Origin of the sequence: Mycobacterium sp. 20KCMC460 (assembly GCF_022179425.1) — a bacterium.
Classification (GTDB): Bacteria; Actinomycetota; Actinomycetes; order Mycobacteriales; family Mycobacteriaceae; genus Mycobacterium; species Mycobacterium kiyosense.
In genome coordinates this window covers 4,463,318-4,482,119 of sequence record NZ_AP025524.1, presented here as the reverse complement: position 1 = coordinate 4,482,119, position 18,802 = coordinate 4,463,318, and the positions used below count along the sequence as shown (strand labels likewise).

The window sequence follows — 18,802 nt, the reverse complement described above, 5'->3', positions numbered from 1 at the left end:
CGGCGGGAGCGAGCCGGCCGCGATCGAATGATCGGCTTTCATGCGTTGCGGCGCAGCATCTTTCGGCGTCGATTCGCCGCCGGGACGGGTATCTCGTTGCCGTGCAATGCGGTCAGTTCGAACCGTAAGTTCCCAGGGTGGTACCGCGTACCCCGACGATCCCGGTGAATGATCCGCACAGCACGCGATGACGGGCGGTAAGCGATAGGGGGTTTCGCGGCGGTCGTTCAGCGAATCCCCGCGGCACCTTCGGGTTCGGTCGGGTGCCCGACGATGGCGAAGTTGACCGTCGCGATGGCCGCCAGTTCGCTGTCGCTGTCGCCGAAGATGTCGATCTGCATGACCAGTGAGCGCCGACCGGCGCGCAGTACCTTCGGGACGGCACGCGCCGATCCGTGCCGAATCGGGCGCAGGTAGCGGATGACCAGATCAGAGGTTGTCATCGCGGTACCGGGCTGCAGGTATTCCAGCCCGAGCTGGCCGCCGGCGACGTCGGCCAGCGTGGCGATCAGGCCGCCCTGCAAGGCGCCGGAAGTGTTGACCACCTGCGGGCTGACCGGCATCGTCATGGCCAACTCACCGTCGGGCGCGCTGGCCGGACGCAGGCCGATTCGGGCAAACAGTTCGGCCAGGGTGGCCTCGGATGCATCGTCACCGGTGTCGCGGATGCCCAGCGCGCGGCTGCAGAAGTCGTAGATCTGGCCGGACTCGATCGGCGTGCCGTTCAATTCGGTGCCCAACCAATGCAGTCGCATCGCGCCGATGATCGTCTGCATGGCGATCGCCGATGCCGCCCCGACATCGAGCGAGGGATCGAACAGCCCCTCCGTGATGCCCTGCCCGACGATGTCGCGCATCAACCGATGCAAGGGGGACAGCACCCGGGCATAGTCGCGCGGCCGCGTCTCGGCCAGGTGCTGGTTGTAGAGGCTGAGCGCGCGGTTGAGGCTGTCCTGGGTGGTCGATTCCGGCTGTGCGGTGACGCGGTCGATGACCAGCTTGAGCGCCGCGGTGCTGTCCAGGCCGTTGATTTCGGCGCGCCACTGCTGGGCCGCCTGGGCCATGGTCCGGTCGAACAGAGCCAGCAGGAGTTCGTCCTTGCTGGCGAAGTGCTGGTAGAAGGCGCGCAGTGAGGTCTTGGAGCGGGCGACCACCTCCTGGACGGTGAAGTCGGTGCGTCCGGTTTCGCCCAGAATCTCGACGGCGGTCTTGATGAAGCGGTCGGCGCGGGTGACTTCGGCTTCGTCGGTGGGGTCGGCCATGGGCGGATTCTCCTCTGCGAGAGCGCTGCGACGACGCTTTGAGAATCAGGTTACCGCGTGGACTGTCGTGACGGTTCAGCGGCGCTGAGACATCGTCACTGTGGTGTATCAGTATGGTGCGCTTCGCCTTTGTGGAGTACGTAGTCGAAGATGGAAGGGTTGCGAAAGAGATTCGACCAGCTGGTTGCAGAGGCTGATGCGGTATCGGTAGACGGCTGGGATTTCTCCTGGCTCGACGGCAGGGCCACCGAGCAGCGCCCGTCCTGGGGCTACCAGAGGTTGCTGCGCGACCGATTAGCGGGGGTGACGTCCGCGCTGGACATCCAGACCGGCGGCGGCGAAGTTCTGGCCGCGCCGGGCCTTTCCCGCCGGCCATGGTGGCGACCGAGTCGTGGCCGCCGAATCTGGCTTTGGCCACGCAACTGCTGCATCCGCTGGGGGTCGTCGTCGTGTGCGCCCAGCGGCCACTTCCCTTCGCCGACAATGCTTTTGACTTGGTGACCAGCCGACATCCGGTCGACTTGTGGTGGGACGAGATCGCTTTCTGCTGAATCTTTCTGCCGCTGAGCCGTTCCGAGAAGCCGCTACCGCTGGTGCCGGACCCAACATGGTCGACACCGGTGCGAGGATGCCCGTCCGGTTGGTGATGTGCATGGGCCGCGCAGCGTGCCGTGATTCGGGACCGCTACACCCGCCCACAGTCGCCCGATGTGGGGTTCTGGCGGGCCTCGGCGGCGCACAGCCATCGCCGTGGGCGCGCCGATGCCCCCACCCCGCCGAAGATCTGCGCTGTTTATCGTTGGTGACGCTAGTTACGCTATTCGCACAGCGATCCACCTGGGGGTTTTGGTCATGGTGTCGACTCCGTTGGAGCCGGAACGCGCAGGTGACCTGGGCGGGCGAACCTAACGCGCCATGGGGACCTACGACGAGTACCTCTCGCAAGGTGTGGATCCCGCGACGGCTCGGGCTTGGGCAGACGCGGATGCGGCCGATACGGATGCAGTCGACGAGGCTGCCGGGCAGTCGCACGAGCCGCGGCATCGCTTTGTCGCGCCGCCGCTGCAGGCATTCACCGCCCTCTCGCCGGAGACCGCGGCCGAAATCGGACTGGCACCCGCAGCGGCCGCGGCGTTCGCCGACACCTTGCAGGACCTCCGCCTGCGCACCGGGCCGGCGCCCGGACCGGCGATCGGCCGCGACACCACAGGGATGGTCGCGCTCACCGTCGACGAAATGCACACACCTCTACGTCTGGACCTGCGCAACGACTGGACTGATGCGGTACCGGCGCAAGCGCTGCCGACGGCCATTTTCGGCGCTTATAGGGCTGCCCTGGATATCCAATACCAGCAGGCTCGCCAGGCCGCGAGCGACGAGCCGCCGCCGAAGCCGGCGACGCTGCAGGACTTGGTTGGGCCGCTGGACGACTACCGCGACCCGCCGAGACCGCTGGCCCGATTCCGGGAGGATGTGTACGCGGCCTGCGATCAAGCCAACCGGTTGTCCACTGCGCTGGCATCGGCGGCCGCAGCCCGCAAAGCCGGCGGTGCGCCCGCTGAACCCCGAACGATCGCAGTACAGCTCGACGGTGCCTGGTTGGTCGGATGCCAGATCAACGCCGAATGGGCGGAGCAAGCCGCCGCGGCCCGGATCATGAACGAGTTCGCAGTTGCACTGCAGCAGGCGAAGGACAACCAAGCCGGCGGGCCGGCGCTGGAAGCTGAAAAGCAGGCACTGCTGGCTCAATTGAGCAATCTGACCCGCGAGGGGATTGCTGCGCTGCAATACCTGGGTGAGCGCTGATGTCACCGGCTCCTGCGAGAAAGCGATAGCAAATGGCACCCAATCTGAAGGTCGACCTCGAATGGCTGCGGAAGGATGCCCGGCTCTGGTCGGGCAGCGCCGATAAATTAGGCGAGTTCGCGAGCACGGCGGCAGGGGCGAAGATCAGCAGCCCCTTCGGTCAACCATCGGCAGGTGAAATGCCTTACGACCCGTACGCCCTGATCAAGGAATTCTTGACTGCCTACAACAAGTTCAGCGAGGCGTTTTCCAGCCGGGCCAGTAAGGGTCGAGAAGGGATGGAAGCCATGAGCACCACGCTGGTGGGTGTCGCGAACGCGTTTCATTCGACTGACACACCACGTTGACCGCGCGGTTGTCGAGGCAGGGGGATATGTGAGTATCGGCGACGAATTGCAACAGTATTACCGAGATCTGGTGAAGCGAACCGACGAGCTCGAGCGGGCGATCAACGAAGCCGCTGACAGCTGGCTGGCCCGAACGCTGGATCTGGACGAGGAGATCCGTGCCGCCGGAAAGCTGGTCATCGGTGCGCTACGAAACCAGGTGATTCCCACCGTCAAGAAGATCGCCGACACCCTGTCCATGTCTGATGTGCTGCGCGACCATAAAAACGGTTGGCAGACAATCGATTCCGGGGCCCGAGGCATCTCGGACAAATTGGACGACGAAGTCAACGGAATCCGCGGCCAAGTGCATTGGACGGGTGCCGCGGCCAATGCATACGGGGTATCTGTGGGTCACCAGAAGACGGCGGTTACCGGTTTGAGTACGGCAGCACAAGCGATCCAAACTTCGTTGGAAGCAGTAGCAAGTGCGTTGGACACGGCCGGGTACACGATCATTCCCGGCGTGGCCGGCCTGCTGCTGTCCATTGCCGGTGCGATCGCGACGGCGGTAACGGTTGTCGGCCTGCCGGCGACGCTCGCCTTTGTCCTGACCACGATCGCCACCTTCCTTGCCAGTGCTGCTGCGATTATCGCCGGGTTCGTCTCAGTCGAGAATGCACAAAGCGATCAAGCCAATGCATTGCAGCGAGCGCTGGATGCCCAGGGGGACTGGCCGACACCCAATGTCGCCAGCTACAACTCCCAGCAGCGTGATCAGTGGATACCGCTGTGATCCTTCGTCATGCCGCGGCAAGCTTGAGCACTCGATTGTTGCCGGCATCGACCACGTAGAGGTTCCCGCCGGGGTCGACGGCGAGGCCTTCTGGATTGCGTAATCCGTTGAACGGCAGCTCGATCTGCGTCGTGGACCCAGCCACCATCTTGAGAACGCGATTGTTGCTGCTGTCGGCGACGAAGACCGATCCGGCGCCGTCGACGGCGACACCGGAGGGGTTCGTCAGACCCGAGAAGGGCACATCGGTCGAAACGTCTGCGCCGGGCGGCAATTTGAGCACGAACTGGCGCATGTCGGACACGTACACAGCACCCGCGCTGTCGACTGCCACGCCGACCGGGCGGAAGAGACCGCTGAACGGCAGCACGATCGGATTGTCAGCGCCGGCCGGCAGTTTCAGGACGCGGTCGTTGCCGGTGTCGGCGACGTAGAGGGCACCAGCGGCGTCTGTGGCGACACCAGACGGAAGTTGTAATCCATTGAACGGCAGAGTCTTCGGGAGTGCCGCTCCAGCAGCCAGCGCGAGTACCTTGTTCTGCGTGTAGTCGCTGACGTAGACACCGCCAGACCGATCTACCGCTACGAAGTTCGGAGTCTGCACATCGGTGAAGGGCAACGCGGTCGGATCGCTCGTCCCAGGCGGAAACTTGACTACCCGCGGCTTTTCGGAGCTGTCGGTGATGTACAGGGCGCCCTCGGCATCGACTGCCAGCTTGCGCGGATGCTCAAGTCCGGGCAGGGGCAGCACAATCTGCGGGCTCGCGGCTGCGCTGCTCGTCTGAGGGGTGGTGGTACCGGACCCTGGCGTCGTGCCGGCCCGTGGACCTTCGGGTGCGCGGCAGGCTGCGATGGCGGTCACGAGCAGGGCGAGCCAAGCGATGAACCGGTTGCCTCCGAAGCTGCGCTTGCCGACCGACCCGCTCATGCCCACCCCCGTTTCCGATCCACTGTCGACCATCGTAGGCAAGCTGGCTCGTCGCCCGGGAGTCGACGACCCGCTGCTTACGCTTGATCTTGTAAAACGTTGGTAATCAGTCATTCTCGTTGTCGCCGTACCGCCGCAATGTCGGCCGCGATCAGGTTATCGATCCGCTCGCTGAGGTAACGCCGGGTCATCGGTTGGGCCCAGCGGTAGTCAGGGTTGTAGATGTATTCGCCGTCATCTTTGATGCGAACCCATACCACGGCATCCGTGTCCTGATCCAATCCCCACGCACGTGCCGGCAGACGGTGGCTCTGCACCGTGGCGTAGGCGGTGACCTCCGCACTCGGCACGTCGATCACCGGACCTGAACCCCAGTTAGGTTGTGCTGCAACCTCTTTGCTGTCACGCAGGGACTGCGGTACGTATTCGGGAATCACAACCCTCGGACGTGGGCCTGGCCTCGTCAGCTCCACCATGCCCGCGATAGCCGGCCCCAGGTCGTAGGGGGAGAGGGCGAATAATTCGACGACGTCGTCCGAATGTTGGCTCGCCAGAAAGCCGCGGTCGCCGCAACGGTGCGCCAGCAACCGAGTGCTGGGAAGGTGCACGGGGAAATACTGCACCCGGCACTCGACGCGGACATCGGCCTCGGCATAGGTCGCGAACCACGTCTTGAACACCTTCAGGTCGCCGTGGTTCACCCGATCCGGCAGGGTTCTGGCATGGGCGTTGTAGGCGCCGAAGTCGGCAAAACGATTCGGCAGCGTCGGGACGAACGGGAACGGCAGGAACTCGCGGCCCAGGTAATTGCTGATCATGCCCAGATCCAGCACGTCGAGGCGGCTCAGTCGCTTCAAGTCCACCGTGCGGTCGCTCATAGCTGCGCCGGCTAGGTCTTCTTCGGAGTCGGGGGAGTTGCCTTCGGTGGCGCGCCGCCGATCACCGGCGCGACCGCGTCGGCCTCACCGGCCACCTCTTCGCCGTTCTTGGGAAGGCGCAACGCCTTGCTGGCCTTGTGGGTTTTGTCGGCTTTGTTGCCCTGATGACCAGCAACCGGGGTGCCGCCGGTGCCCTGTCCGGCACTGCTGACTCCGGCACGCGAGACCGGGGCTGCGCTGTTCGCGACCTTGGGTGTCGCGGGGACGTTGGCCGCCGGCTTTGCGTTAATGGCGCCGCGTCCACCCGCACCACCAGCCCCGCTGCCGCCGGAGCCCGCCTTCAAGGCGCTGGACAGCCCCTTGGCGCCTGGTCCCAGCAAACCGGTCGGACCGCCCACCCCGGCTTTCGGATCGCCCTGCCCTGCGCCGCCCAACGTCTTGGAAGCGGGGTCGCTTCCCTGGCTGCCGGCTTTTCCTGAGCCGTCGGCACCACCTTTGCCCGAGTCGCCCCCGCCGTCCTGGCCGCCGGCCGGCGAGGTGGGCGCCGATTTTCCACCTGTGTTGTCCGGCTGTGCATTGTCCGGTCCGGTCAGGCGGGCAGGTTCACCTGTGTTCAGGCCCTGTTGGGGAAGGGTCTGCGGTGTGCCTCCGCCAGTGCCGCTGGGTGTGCCGGACCCCGCTCTGGACGGTCCGTCCGTGGGCGGGCTGACGTCGGGCACCGCGCTGTTGACGCTCGGATGATTTGTCGAGATTTCGTCGATAGGGCCTCGGTAGACGTTCATGATGCCCACCACAAGATCGTTCAGTTGATTCAGCGTTTCTTGGCTTGATGGCTCATCCGGGTGAGCTGCGGCTTCATTATATTGAGGCATGTATTGGGCGAAGTTCTGCTTTGTGGTGCTGAGGTCGTCAAAAAATGCTTGAAACAAGGTTTCCATAGTCTCTGCGTGCTGTCTCATCTGTTCGAGCACTTGAAAAGACCGATCCAGGTTCGCCTTCATCGCGCCGGCGGCTTGGCCGGTAAAGCCGTCACCAAGCAGGCGCAAGCCATTTTGTAGCTCGGTATTTATCGCTCTTATGGTTGCATCCCAACCAGGATTTTGTGGGCCTTGCTCGGTTGCATTGACGATCGCGTTGTAGCCGTCAATGTATTTCTTGACATCATCATGGGGAACATTTTTCGCGGATTTACAGGGGTGGCCGCGCCCACTCAGTTCGTGCAAGTGATTCGGTGGCCGCGCGAGGTCTCTATCAATTGGTGTACCAGTTGCCGGACCCGGGATATTCGGCGGCGGGGGTCGGTTCGGTCGGGTCGGGGAGCTGGGGCGAGGCAAAGTGGGCGCGTTTGGCGCCGGGTTGACGATTTGCCCGTTGGCGTCGAAGACCCCAGGCGGAGCTTCCCTCCGGATCGCGTCCACAACCGAGTTCGGCACCAAGGGCAGATTTGCCCCCACGGACAGGGAGCTTTGCAGAAATAACGACGGTTGCCACTGCGGAGCGACTCTGTGTATTGCATCGAGCATGGCTTGTATATCGGCGCCGGTAGCCACGGTTGCGTCCTAAATCAATCTTGTGCAGAAGCGCCGGTATTGAGACGACGTCGCACCATTCATCAGCGGGGTTGGTCGGCGGTGGTGATGAGACGCGCAGCGCCGGCTGTTGCTGTCTTGAGCGCCTGAAGGTAGTTCGCGTATTTGTTCACCGCTTCGAGGAACTCAGTGATGTCCTGCTGCAGATGGCCACGGGTTGTCGTAGCCGAGACGAATTGCCCCACATCGGCGTTCGCGAGCCAACTTTGTAGCCCCTGGGCTCCGGCGAGTTGAGAACGAAGGGTGTCTAACGCGGCGTCAATGTTGCCTATGAAGCGGGTCGCTGCGCCCGCTTCGAGACGGAGTTGATCCGCCGTCCACAGGTCGTTGCCCGCCGATCTCCACGCGCTCATCTGCGTCGTCAGATCGAGAAGGTTTCGGTCGTCGTTGCTCATGTGGTCACTCCTCGCAAATCGTCGCCGACTTGTGGGCGACGGCAGCGATGCGCGTCCCTTACCTGTCGCGCTCGCTGGCCACGAACGAGAATTGACGCCGATCGCCGCTCCTCGTCGATCCCCCTGGGAAACGTACGCACCGAGATATCTTGGCTCCGTCGTTTCTCGCATTTAAGCCTAAGACATCACTTGGCTTATTGTGCGCGGAGAATCGCTTGTCATCGCCATGGTCCAACGTGCAGGCGTGCCTGGCCTCGCGACCTACGCGAATCGTAAGGGGGCAAATCGTGGCTGAACCGGAGCTTTCTTCAGGTGGTTTTCGCTGGGTGGAGTCGCCCAGCGGGGAAGGCTCGCCGCCGAGGCGTGGGCGGCGCCGGTGGTGGGTGGTGGCGGTGTTGGTGGTGGTTGTGGTGTTGGTGGGGGGGTTGTGGGTGTGGCGTTCGGGCGTGCTCGGTGCCAGCAAAGGTCCCGGTAATGCCCAGGCGCAGCGGCCGTGGGTGCCGCCGATAGGGACGCCGCAGGAGTTGTTGGTGTCGTTTTCGTTGGATCGGCAACCGGTGGCGGGCTGGCAGGTGCGTCCGACCGATGTGGGGCTGCCCGATTACGCGCCGATCGGGAACCTGTTCGCCAGCGACGGTGACCGGGCGTACTTTCTGTCGGAATTCCATGACAACGACTGTGGGAACGCTTGTCGCCCACCGCAGGCGTGGGTGTATGGCATCGACACCACGACCGGGAAGAAGTTGTTCGATCCGGTGGTGTTACCCAGGTGGGGGGTGACGTGTTACGGGAACGGGCCGGGGGTGGCGGTGTGTCTGGCTGAGATAAAGCCGCCGACGGCGTCGGTGATCGACCTTGTTCACGGTGTGTTGAGTTTCACCGGCCCGACCGACGTGGCGGTTTCTGCGTTTCCCGGCCCTGAGGCGCATGCCGTGGGTACGTATTTGGGGCAGTCGTGGTTGGTCGCCTCGGTTAATGGTCGGGGTGTGTATGGGGTGGGGTCGCATGGGGAGCGGACCTGGTTTGTGCCGGGGACGGGGTATTTCAATCCGACCGATGCTCGGGTGGCCGACGATATTCCGGCGCCGGTGTTGGCGGTCTCGCCCAGTGGGTTGAACGATGTGGCGGATCGGGTGTTTTCGCCGGCTGATGGTCATGAGGTCACCCCGGCGGCTCCGGCGGGAACGTCGTTGACCCGTGCGGTGGTCTATAACGGCGGGTTTGCCTATGCCTACCGTGAGGGGCAGACCGGCCAGAACGGGGTGATGTTTTATGACGTGTCGGGGAAGGTACTGGCGCAGCGCCCGATGGGCCCGTCGACGGTGAAGCTGCTGGATAACCCGGCGATGCCGGTGGTGGCCGTTGATGGTCAGTGGCAGGTGTTCACCGCGGTGGGCAAGCCGGTGACCGAGATCGCAGCCCCCGAGATGGTTCCAATACTGCGGATGATCGGGTCCAAGCTGTATGTGCAGCGGGGTGATGTCATCGACCACGCGTGGCAGCAGTGGGATCTGCATACCGGACAATCCGGTGCGACGTGCGCCGGTCAGAATCTCGAAGAGACCGCGCCTTCGGGAGAATACGTCGCCTCCGATGGCACGACCGTTATCGGTAAAACGGGTGGCGTGTTTGTTGGGCAATACGCCGCGATGAACAGGACCACGTGTCAGATCCTGTGGAAAACCCCCGCTGATGTGCGGGTCAACCTCTGGAAGGTTGGCACCGGTTTGCTGCAAAGCGATCAAACCCACAATGCGATGACCTGGCTGCGACCACCCGCTTGATCAGCGGCGGGCCGATTTCACGCCGTCGGGGTCTGCGGGGGCGTTTCGTTAATCTGACTTCATGACTTCGGGTGCCGACGATCGTCGTTGTATCGAGGATGCCGTGGCGATGCTGATCGAACGGGCGCCCGCGGGATGGACGCGCCTTGGACTGGAGTTCGACTCCGCTGCGCTGCCGCCGGTAGCCACCGCATCGGTGACCGGGGCCGATTCGGTGCGGACGCCGTTGACAGTGCCTGCCGAGGCATACGAGGCGCTGAACGAATACCAGGTGCGGTCAAGGGCCGCCGGAGCAGCGTGGCGCAGGCTGGTGATCGACTGCCGTCCAGACGGGCGGCTGTCGATGCAGACGGACCCGGCCGGCCCTGTGCACGAGCCCAAGCGGTGGTACACCTGGGTGCTGGCGACGATCACCGCAGGGTGCTCGGTGGCCGCGGCGGTGGTGTTCGCGGTGGGATGGCGGACACCGGTGCCGCCGCCGGTGCCGCCGCCGCCGCCCCGTGCGGCGATGATCGACGTGCCGCCGCCCTCGCCGCGTGAACAGGAAGCCTTCGAAGTGTTGAAGCGCTGGTACGACGCGGAGAATCGGGCGGACGGTGCGGCGTTGCGCGCGCTGGCGTGTGCGCATCCGGGCAAGAACGTCGAGGACGAGATCGAAGGATTCGAACAGACCAAGACCGTCCAAGGGATCAGCTACTTGGAAGCGGTGGTGGGATTCCGGGACGAGGGGGACGGGGTCTGGGGCAAGTTCATGCTGCGGGTGCATCCGCTCACCGAGCGCGACAAACAGCTGGTCGAGCAGGCACAGCAGCACGGTGGCTATTTCTCCGACGAGTACACGCTGGTATCAGAAGGTGGCCAATTGAAGGTATGTGACGCCGACACGCCGCCGCGGGTGTGATCGTGGCTACCGAAGCCGCTGATCCGCAATTCGGCACGGGCCGGCGGTGGCGGTGGGTTGCCGGGTGGGGCGTAGCGGCACTTATTTCGATCGTCGTGCTGGTCGTTGCGATCGTGGGCCGCACCCGCGGCCATCCCGAGGACAAGCCTGGCCCGAGTCTTCCGACGCTGCGGCCGATGGCCGCTAGCGAATCGATGTCCGACGAACGGGCATTCGCCGTTGCCGCGAACACGGTACGGGTGTGGATGCGGGAACGAAACGAACGGCATCTGGCCAACGTGCTCGCACTGTCGTGTCCAGATACCCATGACGGGGTCCTTGCCGCCGAGATCGCCGGTATCAAAGGTGAGGACTTCTTTACGGTGCTGTCGCCGGTTGACAAGGTGGTCAGGTTCACCCGCAGTGGTCCGGTGTGGACGGTCGACGCCATCCGCCCGGACGGTGGGGTGGGGACATTCACCTTGCAGGTGCGTAACGGGGAGCTGTTGGTGTGCCAGATCGGTTCAGCACCGGTCCCGTAATCCGAGCGGCGCGACCACGACGCCGTGGTCTGTCCGCGACCGCCAATCGATAGACCGGGCGCCGCACGGCTACGGCAGATACTTCCGCGGTCGCCCGCGCCGTCGCGGCGCAACCTGGTAACCGCCGCGTTCGGCCAGTGCGCGTAGCTGTCGCAAAGCGAAGTCTCGCGGCCGTCCCGATTCTGGGATCACCACGCCGGCCCACAGGCCCTCGACAGCGGGGTCCTGGCACGCCTCACGCGCGCAGAGCCAGCGCCGCGGGCAGGCCTGGCACAACGCTTTGGCTTCGTCGTCGGGCTCGGTGGTCGTCCATCGCTGTGGTTGGGCGGCGCACACCGGAACGTATTCGTCCAACCGTGTGACCAGCGGTACCGCCGTTGCAGTCATCACTGCCCCCTCCGTGTCTGGCTGTCTGGGCCCCGCAGGGCGCCGATGCGACGACTTTAACCAAAGTTGCAGCGCTAGTGCAACAACTAAATCGAAGCGATCTACGAAAACGTACAAGCGCCGTTAGGGGAGCACGATGAAATGCCTGATCAGCGGCGTGTCGGCGGCAACCGCTCCGCCAGTGGGAACGCTGGGTGCTGCGAATCCGTGACATCTGACGCGGAGATATGTGCCAGGAAACATGTAGCATCAGTAACCGCAGTGCTTGAGAAAGGCTGTAGCAAGGATGCTCAACCATTCGGAGCCGACGCGTGCGGAAGTGACCGGGGGAGTGACGCGGTGACCGTTGATCACGCGGGTCGCGCGGTGGCCACGCCCGCCATCGCGGTGCGACTCGGCGATCAAGTGCATACCCTGGATCCGCACGCCGGAGTCGCGGTGATCGGCCGGGACAGCGCCGCGGCAGTACATCTGGCCGATGAGCGCATTTCCCGGTCACACGTGCGTCTCGAGCCGGGCCAGGACGCCTGGCAAGCGATCGACACCAGCACCAACGGCATGTATCTCGACGGCGTGCGGCGCAGCTCGGTGCTGATCACCGGGCCCACCACCTTGCACCTGGGCGCACCCGAAGGCATCCCGGTCTCGCTGACGCCGAGCGTGGCCGGCGCACCGGGTGACCCGGGCGCGCAGGTCGACCCCTCGACCGAAGCGACCGGCGTGATCGAACTGCCCGAGGGTGACGAGGACGACGAATGGTGGGGGGCCGACAGCGACCCGGGCGTCGCACGCGCCGGCCGCGCGGTTGCTGCCCGGCGTGCCGAACTCGAGATCACTCAGCGAGGTCTGGCCAAGGACAAAGTCATCAACGCCGGTACCCTCATCGCCTTCGAGAAGGGGCGCAGCTGGCCGCGCCGCGCCACCCTGGCCAAACTGGAAAAGGCGCTGCAATGGTCGCCCGGCACGATCACGCGGATTCGCAGCGGTGAAGCGTCACTACCGGGCGCTCCCGCTCCGGCGGTCGGGGACGACACCACCGAGGTGCTCACCGACACCGTGCGCGCCCCGCTGATGGCCGAGGCCGTCGAACTGGCCATGCACAGCATCAACGCGGCCACCAGGCTGCTGCCGGAACCGACCCATCCGGATTTCACCCCGCGGGTCACCAGCATCCTCGCTGATCTGCGCAAACTCGAGAACGTGGCCGCCAGCGCCGCGCGTAACGCCAAGGGCACACCGGCGGTGGTGTTGGCGCTGAGCAGCGTGCGACGCGCGTACAACGACGTGATGGCGCGGGCTGCGCGATCACCGCACGCGACGTTGGGTCAACGGCTGTACGGGGCGCGGCACCGCGCGGAACTCAGCATCGAGGAGGCGGCTGCCGCTGCGGGCCTGCCCGCATCGTTCCTGGCCGACGCGGAGGCGGAACGGCCCATCCCCAACGATGTCGCCGCGGCGCTGAGCACCCTGATCGGACAGCTGTCGATCAGCTGAGCCCTACTGCGGCGACGTTCGGTAGGGCGTCTGAAACGCGACGGTCTGCTGCTGCGCCGGAGTCGGGGAATGCGCCGCGTTGGGCACACCGGTGGCGGGCGCCGGCGCCTGGGTCTGCGGCGCGCGGGTGTCCGCGGCGGCTTGGTCGCCGATGAACTCCGCGTAGCTGGCGCCCTGCGGGCTGGCGGCGCGTCCGGGCGCCGGTGCCGAGACCTGCTGGGTCTGCTGGGCGTGCGCGGTACCGCTTTCATACCGATCCTCGGCCTGTTCCTCCTGCTCGTACTGGCCGTAGTACTGGGCTGCGGCCTGCGCATACTGTTCGGCGTAGGCCGCATACCACGCCTGCTGCGCGTCGGCTTCGGTCGGCTGATTGAGCAATGCGCCCACCGCGGCCGCCGCCTGCAGCGCGTTGAGCACCACGACCACCCACAGCGCCCACCCCGGCTCGACGCCGTCGGGGACCACGATCGCCCTCGACAGGGCATCGAGGAAACCGATCGCGGCCAGCGCTGCGATGACCTTGCCGGTGGGCGTCTGCCCGGGCAGCAGCCCGAACACCGCAAGCAGGCCCGCCAGCGCGGCGAAGCGGACGTCCCAGTCGATCCCGCCCACGCCGAGCATCGGCCCGAAACTGACCAGGTAGGAACCCATACCCAGCAATGCCACGGCCAGCGTCAGATGGCGGTGCGACTTGGCACCGGATTTGGAATCGGCGACCCACTGCGAGTGGTCGCCGTAGTAACCGCCCGACGGGCCCGTGGGGTAAGCCATGATCACTCCTTCAAACCGCCCCGATCGGGGTGACCTCGATTCACGCTAGCGCACCCCGGTCAGGCAAATCGGCACCCTGCGCCGCATTTCACTCTTCGTCGGCGAACGAGGCCTTGAGGTAGCGCATCTCCTCGTCGGTCGCGACCATGGTGACCACCGACGACCCCGCCCGCGTGCTCACCCTGACCGTGTCGCTGGCGAAGTCCAGCAGTTCCAGGGCCACGTCGGCGTTTGCCGTGACCGCCGACTCCGGCGGTATCACCACGATCGCGGTCACTCCCACCCGCACCGCCTGCTCGGCCACCCCGTCGAACATCTCCACCGAATAGTTCCGGTCCGCGCCGGCCTGCATCGAGCCTCGATTGAAGTCGGCGACCCACAGCAGGTCGTGGTCGTCGACCTCGTCGACCATGGTGCGCCACTTGGCCGGCCGACGGGTGTGTACCAGCACGTGCGCCCCCAACGCCAGCGACCGCAGCACCACCTGCTGGGCCAGGTGCAGCGTGCCGGCGATTTCGACGCGCCGGATCTGCGGGCCGAACAGGGCCAGCGCCACCGCGCGACCATGCTCGTCGGCGCCGATCACCTGCCCGCAGCCCGAGGCGGGAACGCGTAGCGACGCGAAATCCCCGATCGGATCCGCGGTCGAGTAGGCCCACTTTTCGATCGGCCGGGCCGGGGCCGGCACCGGCAGACTGGCGGCCAGCGCCGAATACTGATGTCCCCGCAGATGGGTCAGGCCGCGCAGGTTGACCCGCGACCGGCCGTGGGTGTCGAAGCGGGCCAGGCCCCGGATCGCGACGGGGCCGCGCGGGTGGTCGCGCCGCAACGACAGGCTCATGGTGGTCGAGTAGCTGGGGATGGTCCACAACAGCCCGAGTCCGGCCGTGGTCAGCATGCGCGGTGCGACGGCGAAGCTGCGCAACCTGAACCTGCCTTCCCGGCAGGTCCGCCAGGTCTCCTCGACGGTGGCCAGATCCACCCCGTCGGTGAGCTGGTGGGTGGCCTGGCCGATCTCCCCGGCGGTCAGCACCCGGGTGCGCAGCCCGCCCTCGGTCAGCCGGTTGGCCACCCGGCGAGTCGCAGTCGTGGCGGCCCGCAGGATGCCGTCGCGGCCGCCGCCGCGCCGGCGTACCGCCGCCGCGCAGCGCGACGGGTCGAACCGGACGGCGATCCATACATTGCGCTGGGCGATCGCCGGCAGCGGCCCCAGCACGGCGTCGTACACCGCGGCCACCTGGCTGTGGCCCTGCGACCGGGCGCCCTGGCTGATCACGTCGATGGAGTCCAGGGTGATGTCGAACTGCTGCAGGCATTCCACCAACGCCTGCACCGGCACGGTTTCTCCGGAAACCGTCGTCCCCGGCTCCATGATGGTCATCGCCTGCGGGTTCTCTTCGATCTTCAACAACGACATCAGAGTGCTTCCGTCCCAACGGAAGCCGATCAGGGCGCCATCGGCCGTCGGGACGTCGAAAGGTTCGGCCAGGGTCCGCTTCTTGGCCCTCTTGCGGCGTTGCCGCCGAAAACCCGTCCGCAGCGCGACCAACCTGGGCAGAGTCATGCCGCGAACCCGCACGACCAGAATCAGAGCGGCCGCCAAGCCGACCGCGCTGCCCTGCCATCCCGGGAACCCGAGCAGCGGCGCTGTGACCGTCCCCGCGGCCACCAGTAATTGCAGCACCAGCAGATCGGGCAGCGGCAATACGCGCTGCGCCCCGATGTCGATCGTCGAGCGCAACTCGGGGGGGTCAGAAGGCGCGCCCCGCTCCCGGGACGTTGCTGCACGACGCGGCACAGACGAAATCCTAACCAGTGTGCGCAGCGAAAACTGGCGCGCATTTCCGCGGTCGCGCTGTTATACGCTACCGAGGCTCGGTGCTGGACCGACGTTGATGGGGGTGCACATATGCCCGCGCAAGTCACGACGCGCGCGCAAGTCAACGGCTATCGGTTCCTGATCCGCCGGCTCGAGCACGCGCTGATCCGGGCCGACTCGCGGATGATTCACGACCCCATGCGCGGGCAGATGCGGTCGTTGCTGGTGGGTTTGGTGATCGCGATCCTCATCACCGGGGCGGCCGGGGTGCTGGCCTTCTTCAAACCGTCGCCGAACATCGGTAATGCCCAGATTTTGCTCAGCAACGGCGGCGGCCTCTACGTGCGCATCGGCGAGCGCCTGCATCCCGTCCTGAACCTGGCGTCGGCCCGGATGATCACCGGCAAGCCCGATCTCCCCAAATCGGTCAGCGACAAGTGGCTCAATCAAGTGCCGCGCGGGCCGATGGTGGGGATCATCGGCGCGCCCAACGCCATTCACGGTGGCGCCGACATGCGCAGCTCGCATTGGACGGTGTGTGACACCGTCACCACCCCCGACGTGTCGAGAAGCATCGGGACGGCCAGCGTGCTGACCACGGTCGTCGCGGGCGACCTCACTTTGGGCGACGACATCGGCGCGGCGGCGCCGGCGCAGATGCTGCTGGTCCGGGCCGGCGACTCGGTCTACCTGATCTTCGATGGCGTCCGCGCGCTGATCGACCCCGGCGACACCGTCGTCGTCAACGCCCTGCATCTGCAGAACGAGCCGACGCGGCCCATCTCGGCCTCACTACTCAACACTTTCCCGCTGGTCCCGCCGATCCGCCCGGTGGTCATCGAGGGGGCCGGCAGTGTCGTACCCGGCGTGCCTGCCAGCTATCCGGTCGGATCGATCGTCAAGACCGTCGATTCGCGCGGCGAGCAGCTCTACGTCGTACTGCCCAATGGTTTGCAACCGGTGTCCGCGGCGGCGGCCGACATCATCCGGTACAGCAATCCCAACGATGTCGTGTCCCAGGCGACCCACGAGGTGTCGCCGGCGGTGGTCAGTCACATCCCGATTGCGCACACCCTGCCGGTGGATCACTACCCGAAAGTGTCGCCGCAGGTGGTGCCCGTGGAGCCGGACCGGGTGGTGTGCATGGCCTGGGAACGGGCGAACTCCGCCGCGCAGGCCACGGTGCGGGTGCTGGTCGGGCACCGGCTGCCGATTCCGGACGGGGCGCAGCCGGTCGGTCTGGCCACCGCCGACGGCAACGGGCCCGGCGTCGACTCGGTGTACCTCAAACCCGGCACCGGCGAGTACGTGCAAGCCACCGGGGCGGAGCCGGACAGCCGGGCCAAGGGGCAGCTCTTCTACATCTCCGACGCCGGCGTGCGCTATCACATCAAGGATCTGCCCACCGCCGCGGCGCTGGGTGTCACCGGCGTGCGCAAGCCGGGAGACGACAGCGAGGTGCCGCAACTGGCTCCGTGGCCGGTCGTGTCGTTGTTGCCGGCCGGACCGGAACTGTCCCAGGAAGCGGCGCTGGTCGCGCACGACGGGATGGCCGCCGACCCGCGTGGCTCCAAGGTCGAGCAGCCCAGGTCCTAGCCGTCAGATCCGGAGCTCGCGGAACATCGCGTACAGACGCACCATCCAGCAGCACAGCGGGAAGATCAGCACGATCGCCAGGTATTCCAGGAGCTCCACCTGCCGCCGCAGCACCGGCGAGAACTCCAACCGGGGGGCGATGATGCCGCAGGCGACCACCAACACCATCAGCACCACCAGCGCCGCGGTGCCGTTGAACTCCCAATTGTCCAGGCCGACAGCAGTTTTGACGATGGTCAACAGCGCGATCGTCAAACCCGCTGCGATCAGCGTCGCCGACTGGCGCAGATCGTGGTGGCTGCGTCCGCGCAGGCACAGCACGGTCGCCACCGCGGTCGCGAAAACCGTTCCCTGCCAATAAAATCCGTCGCTGACGTCGACCGCCAGGTAACAGCCGACCGTTGCGGTGACGGCGGTGGCGGTCAGGATGCCGGTCAGGTACTGACTTGCCCGCCGCACCCGCACGATCATGCCTTCCTCGGTCGGGATCACCTGTTTGCCGACGGCGTTGACCCCCTCGACGGTCGTCCCGCCCTGCGTTTCGATGTCGTCGAGCGGCTCGCCGGCCGTGGGCACCCGCGGGACGGGCAGTTTCGCCAGCAGGATCGTCACCCGTGGTGACAGGTACACGACGATCACCGACACCGTGGCCAGCACCGCGCCGGTGGCGCGCGGCGGCGGACTCCACAGCAGCCCGGCCACCGCGGCGGCGCCACCGATCACCGCCAACGCGATCACCGCGGTGTGCAGCGCCCGGCCGCGGCCGGTGACCAGCAACACCAGCAGCGACGCCAGTCCGGTCAGCGCGAACGCCATCGGCAGCGATTTGGCTCCCCAGCCGTCGGGCACCACGTACAGGGCGCCGCCGAACAACAGCGGCGTGGCGACCGCCGCGAGCCACTCCGAGCGTCGCGCACCGCCGCAGCGGTGAGCGACGACGCAGGCGAGGAGTACCGCCAGGCATCCGATACCCAGCGCAGTAGCGGGAAGGTAGATCACGGTGGCGTGCCGCGGCAGCAGGAAAGCGATGGTCACCGAAGCGGTCAGGCCCACACCGAAGCTGGTGATCAGTCGCGCGTGGCGGGCACCCATGCCGAGTATCGAGCTGTCCGGCTGCCCGTCGGTGTCCAGCACGTCGTCGAACAACATCGGCCGGGCCGGCTGGTCGATTTCCCGAATGGTCAGCAACTCGCCGTCGTAAATGCCGGCCTCGCGCAGTGAACGGCTCGGGTCGATCGCATCGTCACCGAGCCGGGCCAGCGTCCACTTGCCCTCCGTGGTGTCGAAGACGACCTGTTCGAGTTCGGCGTCCGGGCCGGGGTGTGCGGCGATCTGCTCGTTGGCGATGTCGATGACGTCGTCGATGAACGCACCGATGCTGGTGTCGGCCGGTAGCCCGAAGTCCAGCCGCAGGTCACCGACCACCAAAGTGACGCGGCTGAGGGTGGGTTCGGCCTCGGATTCGGCGTCTAATTCCGACAGCGACGGCGGTAGAGTCATCGCTGTCGGCCTCCTGCGTGTTGTGGCATTTCGCTGGTCACATTACCCA

General features: G+C 66.0%; 17 protein-coding genes and 1 pseudogene. 9 read left to right on the top strand and 9 right to left on the bottom strand.

The features are described 5' to 3' along the window. Positions 1-227 precede the first annotated feature (227 nt). Positions 228-1,262: a hotdog fold thioesterase gene (locus tag MKCMC460_RS20640; protein ID WP_236976751.1), complete on the bottom strand. Its 1,035-nt coding sequence runs from the start codon at positions 1,260-1,262 to the stop codon at positions 228-230. A 150-nt stretch (positions 1,263-1,412) separates the two neighbouring features. Here MKCMC460_RS20640 and MKCMC460_RS20635 point away from each other — a divergent pair. The 4 genes and pseudogenes from MKCMC460_RS20635 to MKCMC460_RS20620 form a co-directional block, all read left to right on the top strand. Further along, positions 1,413-1,804: pseudogene (locus MKCMC460_RS20635) on the top strand (methyltransferase domain-containing protein); the annotation flags it as partial. 373 nt (positions 1,805-2,177) lie between these two features. Continuing rightward, positions 2,178-3,068, top strand: a complete 891-nt coding sequence (locus tag MKCMC460_RS20630) for a hypothetical protein (RefSeq protein WP_236976750.1) — start codon at positions 2,178-2,180, stop codon at positions 3,066-3,068. A 32-nt stretch (positions 3,069-3,100) separates the two neighbouring features. Beyond that, complete coding sequence (locus MKCMC460_RS20625) at positions 3,101-3,415, top strand: hypothetical protein (protein ID WP_236976749.1); 315 nt, start codon at positions 3,101-3,103, stop codon at positions 3,413-3,415. Positions 3,416-3,443: 28 nt separating this feature from the next. Continuing rightward, a complete protein-coding gene (locus MKCMC460_RS20620) occupies positions 3,444-4,190 on the top strand; it encodes a hypothetical protein (protein WP_236976748.1) in 747 nt (248 codons plus the stop codon). Positions 4,191-4,197: 7 nt separating this feature from the next. Here the strand turns inward: MKCMC460_RS20620 and MKCMC460_RS20615 are convergent, their stop codons facing one another. From MKCMC460_RS20615 to MKCMC460_RS20600, 4 genes are all read right to left on the bottom strand, one after another. Beyond that, positions 4,198-5,151 (bottom strand): NHL repeat-containing protein, encoded by a 954-nt coding sequence (locus MKCMC460_RS20615; protein WP_236976747.1) that lies wholly within the window; start codon positions 5,149-5,151, stop codon positions 4,198-4,200. Between the two features lie 77 nt (positions 5,152-5,228). Then, a complete protein-coding gene (locus MKCMC460_RS20610) occupies positions 5,229-5,996 on the bottom strand; it encodes an ESX secretion-associated protein EspG (protein WP_236976745.1) in 768 nt (255 codons plus the stop codon). An 11-nt stretch (positions 5,997-6,007) separates the two neighbouring features. Beyond that, the gene (locus MKCMC460_RS20605; protein ID WP_236976743.1) at positions 6,008-7,219 is read right to left on the bottom strand and encodes a hypothetical protein; all 1,212 of its coding nucleotides are present in this window, start codon (positions 7,217-7,219) and stop codon (positions 6,008-6,010) included. 389 nt (positions 7,220-7,608) lie between these two features. Further along, a complete protein-coding gene (locus tag MKCMC460_RS20600) occupies positions 7,609-7,980 on the bottom strand; it encodes a hypothetical protein (protein WP_236976741.1) in 372 nt (123 codons plus the stop codon). A 149-nt stretch (positions 7,981-8,129) separates the two neighbouring features. On the opposite strand from MKCMC460_RS20600, the gene MKCMC460_RS20595 reads away from it, so the two are divergent. The 3 genes from MKCMC460_RS20595 to MKCMC460_RS20585 all read left to right on the top strand — a co-directional run bounded on the left by MKCMC460_RS20595 (position 8,130) and on the right by MKCMC460_RS20585 (position 11,186). Continuing rightward, entirely contained in the window at positions 8,130-9,764 is a 1,635-nt protein-coding gene (locus MKCMC460_RS20595; protein WP_238304749.1) for a hypothetical protein, read from the top strand. A gap of 61 nt (positions 9,765-9,825) precedes the next feature. Further along, on the top strand, positions 9,826-10,665 hold the full coding sequence (locus tag MKCMC460_RS20590; RefSeq protein WP_236976737.1) for a hypothetical protein: 840 nt from the start codon (positions 9,826-9,828) through the stop codon (positions 10,663-10,665). A gap of 2 nt (positions 10,666-10,667) precedes the next feature. Then, on the top strand, positions 10,668-11,186 hold the full coding sequence (locus tag MKCMC460_RS20585; RefSeq protein ID WP_236976736.1) for a hypothetical protein: 519 nt from the start codon (positions 10,668-10,670) through the stop codon (positions 11,184-11,186). Positions 11,187-11,255: 69 nt separating this feature from the next. On the opposite strand, the gene MKCMC460_RS20580 is transcribed toward MKCMC460_RS20585, so the two are convergent. Continuing rightward, on the bottom strand, positions 11,256-11,573 hold the full coding sequence (locus MKCMC460_RS20580; protein WP_236976735.1) for a WhiB family transcriptional regulator: 318 nt from the start codon (positions 11,571-11,573) through the stop codon (positions 11,256-11,258). 339 nt (positions 11,574-11,912) lie between these two features. Here MKCMC460_RS20580 and MKCMC460_RS20575 point away from each other — a divergent pair, with 339 nt between their 5' ends. Next, positions 11,913-13,067: an FHA domain-containing protein gene (locus MKCMC460_RS20575; RefSeq protein WP_236976734.1), complete on the top strand. Its 1,155-nt coding sequence runs from the start codon at positions 11,913-11,915 to the stop codon at positions 13,065-13,067. 3 nt (positions 13,068-13,070) lie between these two features. Here the strand turns inward: MKCMC460_RS20575 and MKCMC460_RS20570 are convergent, their stop codons facing one another. Both MKCMC460_RS20570 and eccE read right to left on the bottom strand, forming a co-directional pair. After that, positions 13,071-13,838 carry a DUF5336 domain-containing protein gene (locus MKCMC460_RS20570; RefSeq protein WP_236976733.1) on the bottom strand — a complete coding sequence of 256 codons (768 nt, stop codon included), beginning with the start codon at positions 13,836-13,838 and terminating at the stop codon, positions 13,071-13,073. An 88-nt stretch (positions 13,839-13,926) separates the two neighbouring features. Next, positions 13,927-15,636: a type VII secretion protein EccE gene (gene eccE / locus MKCMC460_RS20565; RefSeq protein WP_238304748.1), complete on the bottom strand. Its 1,710-nt coding sequence runs from the start codon at positions 15,634-15,636 to the stop codon at positions 13,927-13,929. 111 nt (positions 15,637-15,747) lie between these two features. Here eccE and eccB point away from each other — a divergent pair, with 111 nt between their 5' ends. Further along, positions 15,748-17,253: a type VII secretion protein EccB gene (gene eccB, locus MKCMC460_RS20560; protein WP_236976730.1), complete on the top strand. Its 1,506-nt coding sequence runs from the start codon at positions 15,748-15,750 to the stop codon at positions 17,251-17,253. 3 nt (positions 17,254-17,256) lie between these two features. Here eccB and eccD read toward each other — a convergent pair whose 3' ends face one another. Further along, a complete protein-coding gene (gene eccD / locus MKCMC460_RS20555) occupies positions 17,257-18,753 on the bottom strand; it encodes a type VII secretion integral membrane protein EccD (protein WP_236976729.1) in 1,497 nt (498 codons plus the stop codon). Positions 18,754-18,802: the final 49 nt, after the last annotated feature.